At 63.6% G+C, this 20,285-nt stretch carries 17 protein-coding genes; 14 read left to right on the top strand and 3 right to left on the bottom strand.

All coding sequences use genetic code 11. From position 1 onward, the window contains the following. Positions 1-12 precede the first annotated feature (12 nt). Both parC and ABD847_RS14915 read left to right on the top strand, forming a co-directional pair. Entirely contained in the window at positions 13-2,280 is a 2,268-nt protein-coding gene (gene parC / locus ABD847_RS14920; protein ID WP_345014450.1) for a DNA topoisomerase IV subunit A, read from the top strand. Positions 2,281-2,343: 63 nt separating this feature from the next. Further along, positions 2,344-3,066: a 1-acylglycerol-3-phosphate O-acyltransferase gene (locus ABD847_RS14915; protein WP_345014448.1), complete on the top strand. Its 723-nt coding sequence runs from the start codon at positions 2,344-2,346 to the stop codon at positions 3,064-3,066. A gap of 64 nt (positions 3,067-3,130) precedes the next feature. On the opposite strand, the gene ABD847_RS14910 is transcribed toward ABD847_RS14915, so the two are convergent. Continuing rightward, positions 3,131-4,153, bottom strand: a complete 1,023-nt coding sequence (locus tag ABD847_RS14910) for a GGDEF domain-containing protein (RefSeq protein WP_345014446.1) — start codon at positions 4,151-4,153, stop codon at positions 3,131-3,133. Positions 4,154-4,320: 167 nt separating this feature from the next. On the opposite strand from ABD847_RS14910, the gene rnr reads away from it, so the two are divergent. The 6 genes from rnr (at position 4,321) to ABD847_RS14880 (ending at position 9,567) form a co-directional block, all read left to right on the top strand. Then, positions 4,321-6,687 (top strand): ribonuclease R, encoded by a 2,367-nt coding sequence (rnr, locus tag ABD847_RS14905; protein ID WP_345014520.1) that lies wholly within the window; start codon positions 4,321-4,323, stop codon positions 6,685-6,687. Further along, the gene (gene rlmB / locus ABD847_RS14900) at positions 6,684-7,418 is read left to right on the top strand and encodes a 23S rRNA (guanosine(2251)-2'-O)-methyltransferase RlmB (protein WP_345014444.1); all 735 of its coding nucleotides are present in this window, start codon (positions 6,684-6,686) and stop codon (positions 7,416-7,418) included. Before rnr ends, rlmB begins: the two co-directional genes overlap by 4 nt. 166 nt (positions 7,419-7,584) lie before the next feature. Continuing rightward, a complete protein-coding gene (rpsF, locus tag ABD847_RS14895) occupies positions 7,585-7,971 on the top strand; it encodes a 30S ribosomal protein S6 (protein ID WP_345014443.1) in 387 nt (128 codons plus the stop codon). Positions 7,972-8,000: 29 nt separating this feature from the next. Next, positions 8,001-8,231 carry a 30S ribosomal protein S18 gene (gene rpsR, locus ABD847_RS14890; RefSeq protein WP_345014441.1) on the top strand — a complete coding sequence of 77 codons (231 nt, stop codon included), beginning with the start codon at positions 8,001-8,003 and terminating at the stop codon, positions 8,229-8,231. Positions 8,232-8,272: 41 nt separating this feature from the next. Beyond that, entirely contained in the window at positions 8,273-8,719 is a 447-nt protein-coding gene (gene rplI, locus ABD847_RS14885; protein ID WP_345014439.1) for a 50S ribosomal protein L9, read from the top strand. 89 nt (positions 8,720-8,808) lie between these two features. Further along, a complete protein-coding gene (locus tag ABD847_RS14880; protein ID WP_345014437.1) occupies positions 8,809-9,567 on the top strand; it encodes a ferredoxin--NADP reductase in 759 nt (252 codons plus the stop codon). On the opposite strand, the gene ABD847_RS14875 is transcribed toward ABD847_RS14880, so the two are convergent. Then, the gene (locus ABD847_RS14875; protein WP_345014435.1) at positions 9,557-9,724 is read right to left on the bottom strand and encodes a hypothetical protein; all 168 of its coding nucleotides are present in this window, start codon (positions 9,722-9,724) and stop codon (positions 9,557-9,559) included. The genes ABD847_RS14880 and ABD847_RS14875 overlap by 11 nt on opposite strands. 132 nt (positions 9,725-9,856) lie before the next feature. Between ABD847_RS14875 and ABD847_RS14870 the strand changes: the two genes are divergently transcribed. From ABD847_RS14870 to gshA, 3 genes are all read left to right on the top strand, one after another. Continuing rightward, positions 9,857-10,285, top strand: a complete 429-nt coding sequence (locus ABD847_RS14870; RefSeq protein WP_345014433.1) for a YqaA family protein — start codon at positions 9,857-9,859, stop codon at positions 10,283-10,285. Further along, positions 10,282-13,131 (top strand): M16 family metallopeptidase, encoded by a 2,850-nt coding sequence (locus ABD847_RS14865; RefSeq protein WP_345014431.1) that lies wholly within the window; start codon positions 10,282-10,284, stop codon positions 13,129-13,131. Before ABD847_RS14870 ends, ABD847_RS14865 begins: the two co-directional genes overlap by 4 nt. 65 nt (positions 13,132-13,196) lie before the next feature. Next, the gene (gene gshA, locus ABD847_RS14860) at positions 13,197-14,774 is read left to right on the top strand and encodes a glutamate--cysteine ligase (protein WP_345014429.1); all 1,578 of its coding nucleotides are present in this window, start codon (positions 13,197-13,199) and stop codon (positions 14,772-14,774) included. Positions 14,775-14,837: 63 nt separating this feature from the next. On the opposite strand, the gene ABD847_RS14855 is transcribed toward gshA, so the two are convergent. Further along, positions 14,838-15,602, bottom strand: a complete 765-nt coding sequence (locus ABD847_RS14855; protein ID WP_345014427.1) for an outer membrane protein assembly factor BamD — start codon at positions 15,600-15,602, stop codon at positions 14,838-14,840. A gap of 115 nt (positions 15,603-15,717) precedes the next feature. Here ABD847_RS14855 and rluD point away from each other — a divergent pair, with 115 nt between their 5' ends. The 3 genes from rluD (at position 15,718) to clpB (ending at position 20,106) form a co-directional block, all read left to right on the top strand. Continuing rightward, positions 15,718-16,698, top strand: a complete 981-nt coding sequence (gene rluD, locus ABD847_RS14850; RefSeq protein WP_345014426.1) for a 23S rRNA pseudouridine(1911/1915/1917) synthase RluD — start codon at positions 15,718-15,720, stop codon at positions 16,696-16,698. After that, positions 16,689-17,426: a peptidoglycan editing factor PgeF gene (pgeF, locus tag ABD847_RS14845; RefSeq protein ID WP_345014424.1), complete on the top strand. Its 738-nt coding sequence runs from the start codon at positions 16,689-16,691 to the stop codon at positions 17,424-17,426. Before rluD ends, pgeF begins: the two co-directional genes overlap by 10 nt. A gap of 100 nt (positions 17,427-17,526) precedes the next feature. Then, entirely contained in the window at positions 17,527-20,106 is a 2,580-nt protein-coding gene (clpB, locus tag ABD847_RS14840; protein ID WP_345014422.1) for an ATP-dependent chaperone ClpB, read from the top strand. The last annotated feature ends 179 nt before the right edge of the window (positions 20,107-20,285 follow it).

Below are 20,285 nucleotides of genomic sequence, written 5' to 3'. Positions count from 1 at the left end.
GCAGAAACCATCATGAGTGATGTCGAACTGAGCCTCGAAGGCGTGGAGCGGCTGCCGCTGCATACCTTCACCGAACAGGCTTACCTCAACTACTCCATGTACGTGATCATGGATCGGGCCCTGCCCCATATCAGCGACGGCTTGAAGCCGGTGCAGCGGCGCATCATCTACGCCATGAGCGAACTGGGCCTCTCGGCCCTGGCCAAGCATAAGAAGTCCGCCCGTACCGTGGGGGACGTGCTGGGTAAGTACCATCCCCACGGCGACTCGGCCTGTTACGAGGCCATGGTGCTGATGGCCCAGCCCTTCTCCTATCGCTATCCCCTGGTGGACGGTCAGGGCAACTGGGGGGCACCGGACGACCCTAAATCCTTCGCCGCCATGCGTTATACCGAGGCGCGGCTGTCCAAGTTCTCCGAACTGCTGCTCTCCGAGCTGGAGCAGGGCACGGTGGAGTGGGGCCCCAACTTCGACGGCACCCTGAAGGAGCCCCTGTTCCTGCCGGCCCGCCTGCCGCACATTCTGCTCAACGGCGTCACCGGCATCGCCGTGGGCATGGCCACCGACATTCCGCCCCACAATGCCCGCGAGGTGGCTCACGCCTGTGTGGCCCTGCTGGACAACCCCAAGGCCGGGGTGGCCGAGCTGATGGACCATATCCAGGGGCCCGATTACCCCACGGCGGCGGAGATCATCACGCCGCGGGACGAGATCGCCAAGATCTACGAGTCCGGCAAGGGCTCCATCAAGATGCGCGCCGTCTACCAGGTGGAGGAGGGCGACATCATCATCACCGCCCTGCCGCACCAGGCCTCCGGCGCCAAGGTGCTGGAGCAGATCGCCGGCCAGATGCAGGCCAAGAAGCTGCCCATGGTGACGGATCTGCGGGATGAGTCGGATCACGAGAACCCGACCCGCATCGTCATAGTGCCACGCTCCAACCGGGTGGATGTGGAGCAGTTGATGCAACACCTGTTCGCCAGCACGGATCTGGAGAAGAGCTACCGGGTCAACCTCAACATATTGGGGATGGACCACAGGCCCCAGGTCAAGAGCCTGCCCCAGCTGCTCACCGAGTGGCTGACCTTCCGCCGGGAAACCGTGCGCCGCCGGTTGCAACACCGGCTGGAGAAGGTGGAGCGCCGGCTGCACCTGTTGGATGGTTTGCTGGTGGCCTACCTCAACCTGGACGAGGTGATCCACATCATCCGTACCGAGGACGAGCCCAAGGCGGTGCTGATGGCCCGCTTCGAGCTCACCGAGGCCCAGGCCGACTATATCCTCGACACCCGGCTGCGCCAGTTGGCCCGCCTGGAAGAGATGAAGATCCGCGGCGAGCAGGATGAGCTGGCCAAGGAACGGGAGCAGCTGCAACAGCTGCTGGGCTCCGAGCGGCGCATGAGCAACCTGCTGAAGAAAGAGCTGCTGGCGGATGCCGAGAAGTACGGCGACGACCGCCGCTCTCCGCTCATCGAGCGCGAGGAGGCCAAGGCCCTCACCGAGAAGGAGCTGACCCCCAGTGAGCCGGTAACCGTGGTGCTGTCCGAGATGGGCTGGGTGCGGGCGGCCAAGGGCCACGAGGTGGATGTGGCCGGCCTCTCCTACAAGGCGGGGGACGGCTATCTGGCCTCGGCGCCGGGTCGCAGCAACCAGCAGGCGGTGTTTCTCACCAACCAGGGCCGCACCTATGCCATGGAGGCCCACACGCTGCCATCGGCCCGCTCCCAGGGCGAGCCGCTCACCGGTCGCTGCAGCCTCAACCCCGGCGAGCAGGCCCGCCATGTGCTGCTGGCGCCGGAGGAGCAGCGCTATCTGCTCTGCTCCGATGCCGGCTATGGCTTCGTCTGCCGCTACAGCGATCTCATCAGCAAGAACAAGAATGGCAAGGCGCTGCTCAGCATCCCCGAGGGGGCCGAGGTGATGGCGCCCCAGCCGGTGCCCGATGGCGACGGCATCCTCTGTCTGACCATCAGTGCCGACGGCCGCATGCTGCTGTTCCCCCTGCAGGACCTGCCTGAGCTGGCCAAGGGCAAGGGCAACAAGATGATGGGCATCAGCAGTGCCAAGCTGGCCAGCCGCGAGGAGTTCGTCAGTCAGCTGGCCCTGGTGCGGGAGGATCAGTCCGTGGTGCTCTATGCCGGCAAGCGCAAGCTGACCTTGAAGCCCAGCGATCTGGCCCACTATCGGGGCGAGCGGGGCCGGCGGGGCGCCAAGCTGCCCCGTGGTCTGCAGCGGGTGGACAAGATTGAACCCGTCATCGAGGAGGGGGCTTCCGCGTGAGGCTCCATCGCCAACCCCTGCCGAGGCCGCTATACTGCGGCCTCTTCATCTAGAGGGATCACCATGCTTAAGTTTTTCCGCATCGTATTGCTGGGCATCTTGATGGTGTGCTGGTTTGTCTTGGGCCTGCTGCTGTGCCTGGCCCGACCGCGCCATCGCAACAACAGCTACCTGCTCTCCCGTTGGGGGCTGCACCTGGCCTGCCCGCTGCTGGGCATCAAGGTCAAGGTCATCATCCCCGAGCAATGCCGCAACCTGGGGCCAGCCATCTACGCCGCCAACCACCAGACCAACTGGGACATCATGGTGATGACAGGGGCGGTGCGGCCCGGTGTGGTGGCGGTGGGCAAGAAGAGCCTGCTGTGGATCCCGCTGTTCGGCGCCCTGTTCTACCTGGGGGGCAACATCCTCATCGACCGGGGCAACCGCAGCAAGGCCATCGACACCATACTGCAGGTGGTGGATCGCATCCGTGGTCGTCGCATCTCGGTCTGGATGTTCCCCGAGGGCACCCGCTCCAAGGGCCGCGGCATGCTGCCGTTCAAGACCGGCGCCTTCCACACCGCCCTGCAGGCCAAGGTGCCCGTGGTGCCCGTGGTGGCCTCCAGCTATGCCGACCAGATCGACCTCAACCGTTGGGACAATGGCGAGGTGATCGTCGAGATGCTGCCGGCGGTGTCCACCGAGGGCTGGCAACGTGAGTCGGTGCGTCAGCATGGTGACGAGATCCGCAGCCTGATGCTGGCCAAGCTGGCCGAGCTGGATGCCCAGGTGCGGCGCCCCTAATCGTGGTCGTGAATGACAAGGGCCCGCAGCAGTTGCCGCGGGCCCTTGTCTATGGCGTCCTGGCTTACAGGCTCATGGGCATGACGCGGTTGCGGCCCAGAGCCTTGGCCTGGTAGAGCTGATCGTCCACCCGGCGCATCAGGGTCTCGTAGTCGTCGCTGGGCTTAAACTCGGTGACGCCGAACGAGGCGGTGATGCGGCTGACCCGCTCGCCGCTGCGCTTGTCCATGATGCTCAGCCGTTCGATGGCGCGGCGCAGCGCCTCGGCAAACTGGCGGGCCACCGTCAGATTGCGCTTGGGCAGCACTATGACCATCTCCTCGCCACCGATCCGGTAGGCCACCTCCCCATCCTTGCAGGCCTCGCTCAGCCGGCGGGCCAGGGCCTTGAGCACCTGATCGCCGAACAGGTGGCCGTATTGGTCGTTGAGCCGCTTGAAGTGATCTATGTCCATCAGCACCAGGCTGAAGGGGCTGTCGCTGGTCAGGTAGCCCCGCAGCGCCTCGTCAAAGGCGCGGCGGTTGAGCAGGCCGGTGAGGGCATCCTGATAGGCCAGCTCCCGGCTCTTGGCCAGACTCTGTTTGAGTTCGGCGATCTCCTTGTTGGCCTCGGCCAGCTGGGAGGTAAACAGCCGGGTGCTCTGGCTGATGTCCCGGCTGCCCTGGATCAGCTCCCGTACCAGGCCCGTGGTCTCCTCGATGGAGAGGCCTTCGCTCTCGAAGCGGGTGAGCTTGGCGAAGCTGTTCTCCAGCACCTGCTGGAACTGGCCGGTATCGCTCAGGGTGTCGGCCATGGTGGCGCCCAGCTCCAGCAGCATGGCCTCCAGACTGAGCTTGGTCTGCTCAATGCTCTGGCTGGCTTCATCGGCCACATGCTGCTGGTAGAGCCGCTCGCTGGTATGGGCGGAGCAGTGGCCCTGCTGACGGATGGAGTCATCGATGGCCTGGCTTAGGCCCGGATTGCGCTGGGCCACATAGGTGTACCAGACCGCATAGTTGGTGGGCGTGGTGGGGATCTGGTACTTGATCATCAAGGGCAGCGCCTGTTTCAAGTAGGCACTGGCTTCGGTAAAGCTGTCTTTGGACATGTACGTTCTCTTACCTTACGGCACCGCGGGCCGGCATTTGGCTCAGTGTAAGCTGGCGTGCGCGGGTTGTCTGTGAAATCGTCGCTGCCAATGGCTCTGTGCTTTCGTTATACTTTTGACGTCCCTCAAAATTCTGACAGGCCTGCCGATTTATGTCTTCTCAAGATATTTCCCCCCAAGACCCCTTCCTGGCTCGCGAAGCCGAAAAATACGACAATCCCATTCCCAGCCGGGAGTTCATCCTCTCCATCATGGAGCAGCGCAAGACTCCGGTCTCCCACGCCGAGCTCGTCGCCGAGTTTGACCTGCAGGACGAGGACCAGGTGGAAGCCTTGCGGCGCCGCTTGCGTGCCATGGAGCGCGACGGCCAGCTGGTGTTCACCCGGGCCAAGAGCTACGCCCTGCCGGAGCGCATGAACCTGGTGAAGGGCACAGTGCTGGGCCACAAGGATGGCTTTGGCTTCCTGCGGCCCGAAGGCGGCGGCAGCGATCTCTTCCTGGGCCCGCGGGAGATGAGCGGCCTGATGCACGGTGACTTCGTGCTGGTGCAGCCCACCCGTACCGATGCCAAGGGGCGGCAGGAAGCCCGTCTGGTGCGCCTGCTGCAATCCCGCGAGCTGGAGATCGTCGGCCGCTACTTCATCGAGAACGAAGTCTGCTTCGTGGTGCCCGACGACAGCCGTCTGGATCAGGATATCCTGATCCCCGCCGGCAAGAACCTGGGCGCCCGTCAGGGCCAGATGGTGGTGGCACGCATCACCCAGCGGCCCACCGCCCGGGTCAACGCCGTGGGGGAGGTGATCGAGGTGCTGGGCGACCACATGGAGCCGGGCATGGAGATCGAGGTGGCCATCCGCAACTATGGCATCCCTCACGTTTGGCCCGCCGAGGTGCTGGCCCAGATCAAGGACCTCCACGAAGAGGTCTCAGAAGAGGCCAAGGCTGGCCGGGTGGATCTGCGGGGCATCCCCCTGGTGACCATAGATGGCGAGGACGCCCGGGACTTTGACGATGCGGTCTTCTGTCAGGCCAAGCCCGCAGGCGGCTGGCGCCTGTGGGTGGCCATCGCCGACGTCTCCTACTATGTGCGGCCGGGACAGCCGCTGGACAAGGAGGCGGCGCTGCGCGGCAACTCGGTTTACTTCCCCGAGCAGGTGATCCCCATGCTGCCGGAGGTGCTCTCCAACGGCCTCTGCTCGCTCAATCCCCAGGTGGATCGCCTGTGCATGGTGTGCGAGATGACCATCTCCGCCCAGGGCAAGCTCTCCGGCTACCGCTTCTACGAGGGGGTGATGAACTCCCACGCCCGTCTCACCTACTCCAAGGTGGCGGCGATTCTGGACGGGGATCTGCGCCTGCGGGAGCATTACGGCCCCCTGGTGCCGCACCTCGAAGAGCTGCACAAGCTCTATCACGCCCTGAAGCGTAATCGTCAACACCGTGGCGCCGTGGAGTTTGAGAGCGATGAGACCCGCTTCGTGTTCAACGCCCAGCGCAAGATAGAGCGCATAGTGCCGCTCATCCGCAACGACGCCCACAAGATCATCGAAGAGTGCATGATACAGGCGAACGTGGCGGCGGCCCGCTTCATCGAGCACCACGAGGCCGACACCCTGTTCCGTATCCACGAGCGGCCCGGCGAGATGAAGCTGGAGACCTTCCGCCACTTCCTGGCCGAGCTGGGGCTGGAGCTCAAGGGCGGTCTGGAGCCCGAGCCGCGGGACTTTGCCGATCTGGCGGAGCTGGTGCACGACAGACCCGATGCGGAGCTCATCAATACCATGCTGCTGCGCTCCATGCAGCAGGCGGTGTACAGCGCCGACAACCAGGGCCACTTCGGCCTGGCGCTCAAGTCTTACGCCCACTTCACCTCACCCATCCGCCGCTATCCGGATCTGGTGCTGCACCGGGCCATCAAGTACCAGCTGGCCAAGGAGCAGGGCAAACCCAAGCACAAGTGGACCCCCACTGGCGGCTACAACTACCAGTACGACGAGGTGGCGCCCCTGGGCGAGCAGTGTTCCATGACCGAGCGGCGGGCCGACGAGGCCACCCGGGATGTGGCGGACTGGCTCAAGTGCGAATACATGCAAGATCACGTGGGGGATGAGCTGGACGGCGTCATCGCCTCGGTCACCGGCTTCGGCCTGTTCGTCCGCCTGGCGGATCTGCACATCGACGGTCTGGTGCACATCAGCACCCTGACCAACGACTACTACCAGTTCGACCCGGGCCGCCAGACCCTGATCGGCCAGAACTTCCGCCGGGTCTACCGGCTGGGGGACAAGGTGCGGGTCAAGGTGATGGGCGTCAACCTGGATGATCGTAAGATCGACTTCGTGCTGGTGGAGGAGGGGTTAACCTTCAGCGGCAAGGGGGCCAAGGCCCAGCGGCAGAAGCTGGCAGAGATCGAAGCCCGCCGTAGCCAGGCCAAAGAGGGGGCCGACAAGCGCAACAAGGCCAGGAAACAGGAGGCGGACGCCGGCAAGAAGGCGCCCTCCAAGGCGAAACGTCAAGGCAAGAAGAAGAAATGAGTAGCGAGATGATCTACGGCATCCATGCCGTCACCGCCCTGCTGGACACGGCGCCCGAGCGCTTCATCGAGGCCTGGGCCCTCAAGGGGCGGGAGGATGACCGCCTGCTGCCCCTGCTGAACCTGCTGCGCAAGTACGGTGTCAGCATCCAGTTTGTCCAGCGCAAGACCCTGGATGACAAGGCCGAAGGCGCCATCCACCAGGGCATCATTGCCCGCATCAAGGAAGGCAAAAAATACGAAGAGGCGGATCTGTGGGATCTGCTGGACAAGCAGCCCCAGCCCTTCCTGCTGGTGCTGGACGGTGTCACCGACCCCCACAACCTGGGGGCCTGCCTGCGTAGCGCCGATGCCGCTGGGATCCATGCCCTGATAGTGCCGCGGGACAAGTCGGTCAGCCTCAACGCCACCGCCCGCAAGGTGGCCTGCGGCGCCGCCGAAACCGTGCCCTTCATCCAGGTCACCAACCTGGCTCGTACCCTGCGGGAGCTGCAGGAGCGCAACATCTGGGTGGTGGGTACCGCCGGCGAGACCGATGACCAGCTGTTCGATGCCAAGCTCACCGGGCCCCTGGCCCTGGTGATGGGCGCCGAAGGCACAGGGTTGCGCCGCCTGACCCGGGAGCATTGCGATCAGCTGATCCGCATCCCCATGGCCGGCGCCGTCTCCAGCCTCAACGTCTCCGTGGCCACCGGCATCTGCCTGTTTGAAGCGGTGCGCCAGCGCCGTTGAGCCTGCCAGCCTGCGGGCGGTGACAAAATCGACACAGGGATTGCCACCGCCCCTTGCCCCACGTACAATAGCGCGCCTTAAATCGGTCAACACACCAACTAAGTTCCTTGCCTTCGACGGCCCGACCGAGCCTCAACGAAGGCTACTAACCCGTAAGGAGCAATCCATGCGTCATTATGAAATCGTCTTTATGGTTCATCCGGACCAGAGCGAGCAGGTTGCCGGTATGATCGAGCGTTACACCGGCGCGATCGAAACTTCCGGTGGCAAGATCCATCGCCTGGAAGACTGGGGCCGTCGTCAACTGGCTTACCCCATCGACAAGCTGCACAAGGCTCACTATGTGCTGATGAACGTAGAGGCCGAACAGGCTGTGATCGACGAGCTGGAAAACAACTTCCGCTTCAACGATGCCGTTATCCGCAACATGATCATGCGTACCAAGCAAGCTGTGACCGAAGCCTCTCCGATGGCCAAGGCACGCGAAGAGCGCCAAGGCCGCCGCGACGATCGCGCGGAAGAAGGTGCTGCTGCTGAAGCCGCTGCTGAGTAATTACAGAGTACTTAAGAGGATCACTGCAAATGGCACGTTATTTCCGTCGTCGCAAGTTCTGCCGCTTCACCGCTGAAGGCGTAACCGAGATCGATTACAAAGATATCGCTACCCTGAAGAACTACATCACTGAATCTGGCAAGATCGTACCGAGCCGTATCACCGGTACCCGCGCCAAGTATCAGCGTCAACTGGCACGCGCCATCAAGCGTGCTCGTTACCTGGCTCTGCTGCCGTACACCGATCTGCACAACAAGTAATCGGCGTCTGGGCCTAACTCAACACATACCGAGGAAAGGTAATGGAAGTTATTCTGCTCGATAAGATCGCTCGTCTGGGCGGTCTGGGTGACAAGGTCACCGTTAAGTCTGGTTTTGCCCGTAACTACCTGATCCCGCAAGGGAAGGCTGTTATGGCCACCAAGGCTAACCTGGAAATGTTCGAAGCCCGTCGCGCCGAGCTGGAAGCCAAGCTGGCTGACCAACTGGCTGCTGCCCAGGCTCGTGCTGCCCAAATCGAAGCCCTGAAGGTGGTTATCGCCTCCAAGTCTGGCGACGAAGGCAAGCTGTTCGGCTCCATCGGCAACCGTGACGTGGCTGATGCCGTCACCGCCGCCGGTGTTGCTGTGAACAAGAGCGAAGTTCGTATGCCCGAAGGCGCCCTGCGCTACACCGGCGAATACGACATCGCCCTGCAGCTGCACGCTGACGTTAAGACCACCGTCAAGGTGGAAGTGGTTGCCGAGTAATCGCGCACTGCTGATAAAGAACCCGCGCTTGTCGCGGGTTTTTTATTGCCCAAAATCCATCTACCCTGTGAAAAAACAGGGGGTGAGCCATGGTAGAGTGGATCCAGGGTCGGGTGATCGGCCGACGTGACTGGAGTGACAAGCTGTTCTCCTTGCAGGTGCAGGCGGATCTGCCGGCCTACCAGGCGGGTCAGTTTACCCGCTTGGCTCTCGACCTGGCCGGCGAGCGGCTGGCGCGGGCCTACTCCTTCGTCAATTCCCCCAGTTCTGATCATCATGAGTTCCTGCTGGTGCGGGTGCAGGGCGGGCGGCTCAGCCCTGCACTGGGGCAACTGGCGGCGGGGGACACCCTCTGGCTGGCGCCTCAGGCCAGCGGCTTTCTCACCGAGTCCGAAATCCCCGTCGGTGGCCGGCTCTGGCTGCTGGCCACCGGCACCGGCATAGGGCCATTTCTCTCCCTGCTCAGTGACGGCGCCGTGGCCCGTCGCTTTGAGCGGCTAGTTCTGGTGCATGGGGTGCGGGAGGGGGCCGAGCTGGTCTATCCCGAGTTGATTGCCCAATACGCCCGCCAATGGGGGACGCGCTTTGCCTACCAGCCCCTAGTGACCCGTGAGCCTTGGCCCGACGCCCTACCGATGCGCATTCCTCAGGCCTTGGCCGAGGGGACCCTGTGCCGGCTGCTGGGCATCAGCCTGGATCCGGCGCAGGATCGCGTCCTGCTGTGTGGTAACCCGGACATGGTGGCCGACAGCCTGGCCACGCTGGAGACACTGGGCTTTGCCCGCCATCGCCGACGGGCGCCGGGGCAGGTGATGATGGAAAACTATTGGAGCCCGGCTAGTGGGTGAGCCAAATCATCAGGCTCAGGAAGGCGGCCAGGCCGCCACCCAGGCCGATGATCCAGTAGAAGCCGGTGAGCCCCTTACGCCAGGGGATGCGGAAGTAATACAAGAAGGCCCACCACATCAGGGCCAGCAACAGCGGCAATAGAAACAAACGACTCATCGCGTCCTCGTTAATCCCTTGTTATTCTTCGCTCTCTTATTCTGAGCCGAATGTAGTGTGAGAGCCAGAGCATGACATCCCTTCCCTGTTGCGGTTTTATCTCCCCCCTGAGGCTGGCCCGGGTGCTCCGCCATGCTTGAACTGGGCGCCGGCAGCGGCCTGTTTGTCGCCGCCTTTGCCTCGGCCACCCTGCTGCCGGGCGGCTCCGAACTGTGGCTGGCGGCCCTGGTGCAGCAGCAGCCGGAGCAGTTGTGGTACTGGTGGAGTCTGGCCACCCTGGGTAACACCCTGGGCTCCCTGACCACCTTCGCGCTGGGGGTCTGGTTGGCGGGCCGTTGGGGGGCGGAGCGGTTTGATAAGCGGGGCCAGCAACGGGCCCTGGCCTGGCTGCGGCGTTACGGCCCCTGGAGTCTGCTGCTGGCCTGGTTGCCACTGGTGGGGGATGGCCTCTGCCTGCTGGCCGGCTGGCTGCGCTGCGGCTGGCCCCTGGCCTGCGTGTTGATCGCCCTGGGCAAGGGCACCCGTTACCTGGTGGTGGCGGGGATCATGAGTCTGATATGAAGGATGGCGTGAGCATGAGTGTGGGGAACAAGGGCGTGGTACGCCTGTGGCTGCTGGTGTTGGGTTGGCTGTGGGCTTCGCTGGCCTGGGCAGACATCCGCCTGCTGGATGAGCACAAGGCGGCACCGGGCAGTCAGGACATCAGCTACCAGCGCTATCGGCTGGATAACGGCCTGACCCTGTTGCTGCATGTGGACCACTCCGATCCCCTGGTGCATGTGGAGGTGACCTACCATGTGGGCTCCGCCCGCGAGGTGCCCGGCATGACCGGCTTTGCCCACCTGTTCGAACACATGATGTTCCAGGGCTCGGCCCATGTGGAAAATGGCCAGCACTTCGCCCTGGTACAGGGCGTCGGGGGCGATGCCAACGGGGAGACAGGCCGGGATCTCACCCGCTATTACGAGACGGTGCCGGCCAATCAGCTGGAACGGGTGCTCTGGCTGGAGTCGGATCGCATGGGCTTTTTGCTGCCTGCCCTGAGCCAGCACAAATTTGATATTCAGCGGGCCACCGTCAAGAACGAGAAGGGGCAGAACTACGACAACCAGCCCTATGGCCGGGTGCGTGAACAGCTCTCTGCGGCCCTCTATCCGCCGTCTCACCCCTATGCCTGGCAACCCATAGGTCGGGTGGAAGATCTGGATAGCGCCACCCTGGGAGATGTGCAGCAGTTCTTTTTGCGCTGGTATGGCCCCAACAACGCCACCCTGGCCATTGGCGGTGACCTCGATGTGCCCCAGACCCTGGCCTGGGTGCAGCACTACTTCGGCGATATTCAGCCCGGGCCCGAGCCCAGTCGGCTGGCGCCGCAACCGGCCTGGCTGCCCCGCACCCGGCATCTGACTCAGGAGGACGATGTCCATCTGCCGCTGCTCTACATGGCGATCCCCACCGTCTGGTCCGGGCAGGCGGACGAGGCGGCCATGGATGTGCTGACTGACCGCTTGGGCGGTTCGCGCACCTCCTTGCTCTACCAGCAACTGGTCAAGACCGGCTTGGCGGTGAGTGCGGGGGCCAATCACAGCTGCGGCGAGCTGGCCTGCAGCCTGGAGATCTGGGCCTATGCCAATCCCCAGCAGGATCCCAGCCTGGCCCCCCTGTATCACCAGATCCAGCAGATCTTGGCCGATCCCCAGCTGGGGCAGGTGAGTGCCGATGGACTGGCGCGCATCCAGGGGCGCCTGCAGGCTTCCGCCGTCTGGGGGCTGGAGAGTGTGTCTGGCCGCATGACGGTGCTCGCCAGCGGCCAGGTGCTGCACGACGATCCCCGCTATGAGCTCAAGGCCTTGCAGGCCATGGGGCAGGTGACGCCGGAGGCGGTGGAACAGGTTTATCGGCGCTATGTGCAGCAGGCGCCGGCCGTGGTACTGAGCGTGGTTCCACGCGGGGAGACGGGCCTGGCGGCGGCGCCGGCGGACTTTGTTACTCAGCCGGTCACCGCTTGGCCGCGGGCACAAGGCGAACCCTTGCCGCAACGGCCCGTGCCGGACGGCCAGCGCGCCCAGCCGCCGGCGGCTGGTGCCTGGAAGGGCAATCCACCTCCGACCCTGTGGCGCGCCAGCCTGGGCCAGGAGATCGCCCTGCTGGGCAGCGAGCAACACGAGATCCCGGCGATTTCCTTGTTGCTGGCCTTGCCCGGCGGGCGGCAGGCGGAGACGCCCCAGACCCTGGGGTTGGCGGAGCTGACCGCCCGGGTGGTGAGTCAGGGCAGTGTGACCCTGGATAGCGAGCAGCTCAGTGACAGGCTGCAGCGCTTGGGCTCCAGCCTCAGCCTGTCGGTGGGGCAGGATTACACCCTGGTGCAGCTGAGCTGCCTCCGGACCCATCTGGATGAGTCCTTGGCCCTGCTGCAGGAGATCTGGCAGCAGCCGGGCTTTCGTGAGGCGGATTTTGCCCGGGTGAAGGCCCAGCTGCTGCAGTCCCAGGCCCAGGCACAGCGCTCCCCGGTCTGGTTGGCGGATCAGACCCTAGCGCGCACCCTGTATGGCCCGGCGCAGCGCCAGGGGCAGCCCGATCTGGGGAGCCCGGCACAGCTGGCCAGCTACAGTCTGGCGGACGTGCAGGCCTTCTATCGCACCCACTACGGCGCCCGCCAGGCCAAACTGGTGGTGGTGGGGGACATCACCCAAGCCGAGCTGCTGCCCAAGCTGGCCTTTTTAGGACAGGGCCCGCTGGCCGGTGGGCGCGGCGCGGCCAAACCGCAGCCGAGCCACAGCGTGGCCAAGCCGGGCATCTACCTGCTGGATCAGCCGGGCTCACCGCAATCTGTGATCCGCATCGGCCGTACCGCCCTGCCGTTTGATGCCCTGGGGGCGGACTTTATGAATCGCCTGGCCAACTATCCCTTGGGCGGTGCCTTCAACTCCCGCCTGAACCTGCGGCTGCGGGAGCAGTTGGGCTACACCTATGGGGTGAGTGCCGGCTTTGGCAGCGACCGGCACGGTGGCGAGTATGTGCTGAGTACCCAGGTGCGGCAGGATGCCACAGCTCCAGCCATCAAAGAGGCGCTGCGGCTGTTGCAAGAGTATGCGGCCAAGGGGCCCACTGAGGCGGAGCTCAAGCAGATGCAGCAGGCCCTGCCGCTGCAGGATGCCATGGCCTACGAGACCCTGGGGCAGAAGGCGGGTTACCTGATGCAGCTGCTGCTGGATGATCTGCCGGCGGATACCGGTCGCCAGCAGCAGGCCCTGCTGGCGGGCTTGAGCCTGACGCCCTTGCAGCAGGCCGCCGCCCGCTGGCTGGATCCGGCACAGATGGTGATTGTGGTGGTGGGGGATGGCCAGGCCCTTGAAAAATCCCTCGCCAGGCTCCACCTTCCCCTCTATTCAGTGGCCGCTCCCTAAGAGCGGCCTGGGCCCGCATGCGGGCGCCCTAACCGGGGCGGCATGGCCGCCTTGTAAGGAAACCTATGGCAACCTGTCTTTCCCTGACCGACATGCTCAGTGGCTTTAGTTCGGCGGATCGTCTTTCTTCCCTGCGGGGTATCCGCCGTGGTCTGGAGCGTGAGGCGTTGCGCATCACCCCAGAGGGCCGTCTGTCGATGCAGGATCATCCCGCCGGTCTGGGGGCGGCGCTGACCCACAGCCACATCACCACCGACTATGCCGAGAGCATGATGGAGTTCATCACTCCGGCCTCGGATTCCATGGAGAGTCTGCTGAACCAGCTGGGGGACATTCATCGGCATGCCCTGCGGCACCTGGGGCAGGAGCGGCTCTGGCCGCTGTCCATGCCCTGCTTCATCGGTGACCAGACGCCGATCCGGTTGGCCCAGTACGGCCATTCCAACGAAGGGCGGGTCAAGACCCTCTACCGCCAGGGGCTGCACCACCGTTATGGCAGCCTGATGCAGGTGATCTCCGGGGTGCACTACAACTTCTCCATGCCCGACAGCTTCTGGAGCGAGTGGCAGGAGATCCAGGCCGCCAAGTGCCAGTGCAAACGGTTCATCAGCGATGGGTACATGGGGCTCATCCGCAACGTCTATCGTTTCGGCTGGTTGGTGCCCTATCTGTTCGGTGCCTCGCCGGCCCTGTGTAGTTCCTTCCTCAATGGTCGGCCGACCAGTTTGCCGTTCCAGAGCCTGGGCAAGGGTACCTTGTATCTGCCCTACGCCACCTCGTTGCGGCTATCGGATCTGGGCTACACCAACAAGGCCCAGTCGGTGCTCTCCATCAACCATGACAACCTGGCCAGCTACGTGGGCAGCGTGCGCCGCGCCTTGCATACCTCGGCGCCTGAATTCGCCGCCATCGGCGTCAAGGAAGGGGACGAATACCGTCAGCTCAACGACAAGGTGCTGCAGCTGGAGAACGAGCTGTACGCGCCCATTCGGCCCAAGCGCAGCCTGCGCAACGGCGAACGCACCCTGTGTGCCCTGGAGCGGCGCGGCATCGAATACATAGAGCTGCGCACCCTGGATGTGAATCCCTTCTCGCCTCTGGGCGTGGAGGCCGAGCAGCTGCGCTTCCTGGATCTGTTCCTGGTCTGGTGTCTGCTGCGGCCGTCTCCGGCACTGGATGAGGCCGAGATGGCCCGCAACCGGCGCAATCTCAACAAGGTGGTGCTGGAGGGCCGGCGCCCCGGGCTGCAGCTGGAAAGTGAGCGAGGCGAACTGAGCCTGCGGGACTGGGGGGAACAGCTGTTTGATGAGCTGGCCCTGGTGGCCGAGCTGCTGGACAAGGCCTACGGCCGCATCCAGTACCAGCTGACCCTGCAGCAGCACAGAGCCTGGCTGCGGGATCCCAGCCTGACCCTGTCTGCCCGCCTGCTGGATACCCTGCTGGCCGGGGAGCTGGACAACGGTGTGCTGGGGCGGCAGCTGGCGGAGCGCTATGGCCAGCAGCTGCTGGAGGAGCCGCTGCGGTTCTGGGATGAGGAGTATTTTGCCGAGGAGGCAACGGCCTCCCTGGCCAAGCAGGCCGACATCGAGGCGGCGGATCACCTGAGCTTCGATGACTTCCTGAGTCACTACCTGGCCCGCTAGTCACGGGTATGGTAATGAAAACGGCGCCTAAAGGCGCCGTTTTTGTTCAGTTCAGCGGGTGGCTCAGGATTTGCGCGCCAGGCTGTTGTTCGGGTAGTTGGTGGCCAGCACCTGACGGGCGTGGTCGGCCAGGTTCGGCATCTGCAGCTTGTCATAGGCCTTGACCATGATCTCTAACGCCGGCTCCACCGCCTGGGTGTCCGGATAGGTTTCCAGCAGGTACTTGCTGCGGTTGGCCGCAGACAGCCAGGCCTTGCGGCGCATGTAGAAGTCAGCCACCGCCAGGTCGTAGCGGGAAAGGCGATCCTTGAGGTAGATCAGGCGGCTGCGGGCATCGGCGGCATACTTGCTGTTGGGGTAGCTCACCAGCACACGCTTGAGATCGGCGAAGGCCTGACGGGCATAGCCAGGGTCACGATCGAAGCGATCCATCTGCAGCACGGATTGGAAGAAGTTATAGTCCGCCTGCATGTTGGTCAGGCCGCGCATGTAGAACACATAGTCGATATCCGGGTGAGCCGGATTCAGACGGATAAATCTGTCGATGTTGGCGATGGCCTGGGCGGTGTCGGCGTTCTTGTAATAGGCGTAGATCAGATCCAGCTGTACCTGGTTGGAATAGGGGCCGAAGGGGTAGCGGCTATCCAGCGCCTCCAGCACCTCCACCGCCTTGGCATAGTTGCCGGAGTCCAGTTGCAACTGGGCTTGCTGGAACAGCACTTCCGGCGGTTCGTCCGGAATGGCGGGCTTGGAGGAGGAGGAAGAACAGCCTGACATCAGGCCGGAAATCAGGACAAGCGCCAGTAGCGGGCTAGACTTCTTCAGCATTGCATCGGATCCGGTTTGGCAGAATTGCAGAAGTATCCGTTAAGCTCGGACAAAAGAAAAGCTAGAATAGCCCATTCTTGGCAGTCGCCAGAATACAGTCAACCAGAGATCGAGCATGAGTCACGCCATTGAACTAACCGGGGTTTTTGACGCCCAACATTACGGCAAACGCCTGGATCAGGCCCTGTCAGACCTGTTTCCAGACTACTCGCGTACCCGGATCAAGGAGTGGATCCTGCAGGACATGGTGACCCTGGATGGTCAGGTCGCCAACAAGCCCAGAGACAAGGTCATGGAAGGCCAGCAGGTCCGCATCCTGGCCACCATAGAGGAGGCCCATCAGTGGCTGCCCCAGGATATCGAGCTGGATATCGTCTACGAGGACGATGACATCCTGGTGATCGACAAGCCCGCCGGTCTGGTGGTGCATCCGGGAGCCGGCACGCCGGATGGTACCGTCCTCAACGCCCTGTTGCACCATTACCCCGCGATTGCCGAGGTGCCGCGGGCGGGCATAGTGCACCGCCTGGACAAGGACACCACCGGCCTGATGGTGGTGGCCAAGAGCATCCCCGCCCAGACCCACCTGGTGGATGCACTGCAGCGCCGCGACATCACCCGCGAGTACGAAGCCATCGCCGTGGGGCACATGACCGCCGGTGGCACGGTAGACGAGCCCATCAGCCGGCACAGCACCCTGCGCACCCACATGGCCGTCAACCCCATGGGCAAGCCGGCGGTGACCCACTACCGGGTGGCGGAGAAGTTCCGTGCCCATACCCGGTTGCGCTTGCGGCTGGAGACGGGGCGGACTCACCAGATCCGGGTGCACATGGCCTACATCAAGCATCCCCTGGTAGGGGATCCTGTGTACGGCGGCCGCCTGCGGCCCATTCGTCAGGCCACCCCCGAGCTGACCGAGGCGCTGCGCGGCTTCAAGCGTCAGGCCCTGCATGCCACCATGCTGCGTCTGGAGCATCCCATCACGGGTGAGCTGATGGAGTGGCATTCCCCCATTCCGGCGGACATGGTGGAGTTGCTGGAGGTGCTGCGGGCCGATACCGCCGCCCACCCGGATGACATCGTATGGATCTGATCCGCCCTCAGTGGCCGGCGCCGGCGCGGGTGCAGGCCTGCTTCACCACCCGGGATGGCGGCATCAGCCAGGGGGTATATGCCGGCCTCAACCTGGGCAACCATGTGGCCGATGCCCCCGCTGACGTGGCGCAAAATCGCCAACATTTGCGGCAGATGCTGGGGCTGGCAAGCGAGCCCTTGTGGCTGGAGCAGGTACATGGCACAGCGGTGTTCGATTGTCAGGCGGTGGCCCCCCAACAGCCGCCCCGCGCGGATGCCGCCATCACTCGCCTGCCAGGCCAGGCCTTGACCGTGATGACCGCAGATTGCCTGCCAGTACTGCTGTGCGATGAGGCCGGCAGCGTGGTGGCCACCGCCCATGCCGGTTGGCGCGGTCTGTGTGATGGCGTGCTGGAGCAGACGGTGCAGGCCATGGGGGTGCCGGGCGAGCAGCTGCTGGCCTGGCTGGGCCCGGCCATCGGACCCAAGGCCTTTGAGGTGGGGGACGAGGTGCGGGCTGCTTTTTTGGCGCGGGATCCGGCCGCTGTCGCGGCCTTTCATCCCCATGTGCCGGGCAAGTGGTGGGCCGACCTGCCCCTGCTGGCGCGTCAGCGGCTGGCTAGCGTTGGTGTTGGTCAGGTGTCAGGCGGGGATCTCTGTACTCATAGTGATGCCCAGCGTTTCTATTCCTATCGTCGTGACGGCCAAACCGGGCGCATGGCCGGGCTGATCTGGCTGATGTCATAAAAGCACAAAAAGTGGCCTTGAAAGCCATTCGCTAACCCCCATCTTATGCTTAACCGCGACGACAATGGTCGTCGCCATGATTTAAGAAAGGGGTAGTGACATGCGTCTTGATCGTCTCACCAGCAAGTTCCAGGTGGCCATCTCCGACGCCCAGTCGTTGGCACTGGGCCGGGATAATCAGTTCATCGAACCCATCCATCTGATGCTCGCCCTCCTCAATCAGGAGGGGGGCTCGGTGCGCCCGCTGCTCACGCTAGCGGGGGGCAACGTCAATCAACTGCGTACTCAGCTCAATCAGGCCCTGGATCGGCTGCCCAAGGTCAGTGGTACCGACGGGGATCTGCAGATCTCTCCCCAGCTGGGCCGGTTGCTCAACCTGTGTGACAAGTATGCCCAGCAGCGGGGAGATCAGTTCATCTCCTCCGAGATGTTCGTGCTGGCGGCGCTGGAGGATCGCAGCGGGTTGGGAGAACTGCTCAAGCAGGTCGGGCTCAACAAGGCCGGGCTGGACAAGGCCATCAACGAGGTGCGCGGTGGCGCCAAGGTGGATGATGCGGAGGCCGAAGAGAAGCGCCAGGCCCTGCAAAAATTCACCATAGATCTCACCGCCAGGGCCGAGGCCGGCAAGCTGGATCCCGTGATTGGCCGGGACGAGGAGATCCGTCGGACCATACAGGTGCTGCAACGGCGGACCAAGAACAACCCAGTGCTCATCGGTGAACCGGGGGTGGGCAAGACCGCCATCGCCGAAGGCCTGGCCCAGCGCATCATCAACGGCGAGGTACCTGAAGGGCTCAAGCACAAACGGGTGCTGTCGCTGGACATGGGCTCCTTGGTGGCGGGTGCCAAGTATCGCGGTGAGTTTGAGGAGCGCTTGAAGGCGGTGCTCAACGAACTGGCCAAGGAGGAGGGCAACATCATCCTCTTCATCGACGAGCTGCACACCATGGTGGGGGCCGGTAAGGCCGAAGGCGCCATGGATGCCGGCAATATGTTGAAGCCCGCTCTGGCCCGGGGGGAGCTGCACTGCGTGGGGGCCACCACCCTGGATGAGTACCGCCAGTACATCGAAAAGGATGCGGCGCTGGAGCGGCGCTTCCAGAAGGTGTTGATCGACGAACCCAGCGTAGAGGACACCATCGCCATCCTGCGTGGGCTCAAGGAGCGCTATGAGCTGCACCACCATGTGCAGATCACAGACCCCGCCATAGTCGCGGCGGCGACCCTGTCCCACCGCTACATCTCGGATCGTCAGTTGCCGGATAAGGCCATCGATCTCATTGACGAGGCGGCTGCCAGCATCCGGTTGCAAATCGACTCCAAGCCAGAGCAGCTGGATCGCCTGGAGCGACGCATCATTCAATTGAAGATGGAGCAGCAGGCCCTGACTAAGGAGTCGGATGCGGCCAGCGTGCAACGCCTGGAAACGCTGAACCGCGAGCTGGTGGACAAGGATCGGGAGTACAACGAGCTGGAAGAGGTCTGGCGGGCCGAAAAGGCAGCGCTGGCCGGCACGCAGCACATCAAGGCCGAACTGGAAGAGGCGCGCCAGCAGTTTGAGGTCGCCCGGCGGGCCGGTGATCTGGCGCGCATGTCCGAGCTGCAATACGGCCGAATTCCGGATTTGGAGAAGCAGCTGGATCTGGCCTCCTTTGCCGAGATGCATGAGCAGAAACTCTTGCGCAACCGTGTGACGGACGCGGAGATCGCCGAGGTGCTGGCCCGCTGGACCGGCATCCCGGTGGCCCGCATGCTCGAAGGCGAGCGGGAGAAACTGCTGCGGATGGAGGAGCAGCTACACCAGCGGGTGGTGGGGCAGGACGAGGCGGTGCAGGCGGTGGCCAATGCCATTCGTCGCAGCCGGGCCGGCCTGTCGGATCCCATGCGTCCCATCGGCTCCTTCCTGTTCCTCGGTCCCACCGGGGTGGGCAAGACAGAGCTGTGCAAGTCGCTGGCCGAGTTTCTATTCGACACCCAGGATGCCATGGTGCGCATCGACATGTCGGAATTCATGGAGAAGCACAGCGTGGCGCGCCTGGTAGGGGCGCCTCCTGGGTACGTGGGCTATGAGGAAGGCGGCTACCTGACCGAGGCGGTGCGGCGCAAGCCTTACTCCGTCATCCTGCTGGACGAGGTGGAGAAGGCCCACCCGGATGTGTTCAACATACTCTTGCAGGTGCTGGATGATGGTCGGCTCACCGATGGTCAGGGTCGCACCGTGGATTTTCGCAACGCCGTGGTGATCATGACCTCCAACCTGGGATCGGATCTCATCCAGGAACAGCATGGCCAACTGAGCTACGCCGAGATGAAGCAGACCCTGATGGAGGTGCTGACACACAGCTTCCGCCCCGAGTTTCTCAATCGGATAGACGAGACTGTGGTGTTCCATCCCCTGGGCCGTGAGCATATCCAGTCCATCGCCCGCATCCAGTTGGATGGCTTACTGAGCCGGCTCAAAGGCATGGGTTACCAACCTATCCTGAGCGAAGGACTACTGAGCCATCTCGCGCAAGCCGGGTTCGATCCCGTCTACGGCGCACGACCACTAAAACGCGCCATTCAGCAGGAAGTGGAAAACCCGCTGGCCCAGGCTATCCTTAGTGGGCAGGTGCAAGTCGGCAAAACCATCGAACTGGATATGGTGAGCGGCAAGCTGGTGATATCACCTCGCACCTGAGTGAAAAAAGCGCGTTTGTGCAGTTAATCGCCAAACGCGCTTTTAGTCACAAAAAAACCTTGCCAGCCGGCGCGGCGTCCCTATAATGCGCCCTCGTTGTCAGGGCACAGCCCGGCAGCAGAGGAAAGCGGCGAGAAAATAGCGCTTGACTCAAAGCGGGAAGCGAGTAAGATGCGCAT

It is taken from the genome of Pseudaeromonas paramecii, from assembly GCF_039540575.1.
GTDB lineage: Bacteria > Pseudomonadota > Gammaproteobacteria > Enterobacterales > Aeromonadaceae > Pseudaeromonas > Pseudaeromonas paramecii.
The sequence above is the reverse complement of the archived record's forward strand: the minus strand, read 5'-3'. Positions and strand labels throughout refer to the sequence as shown.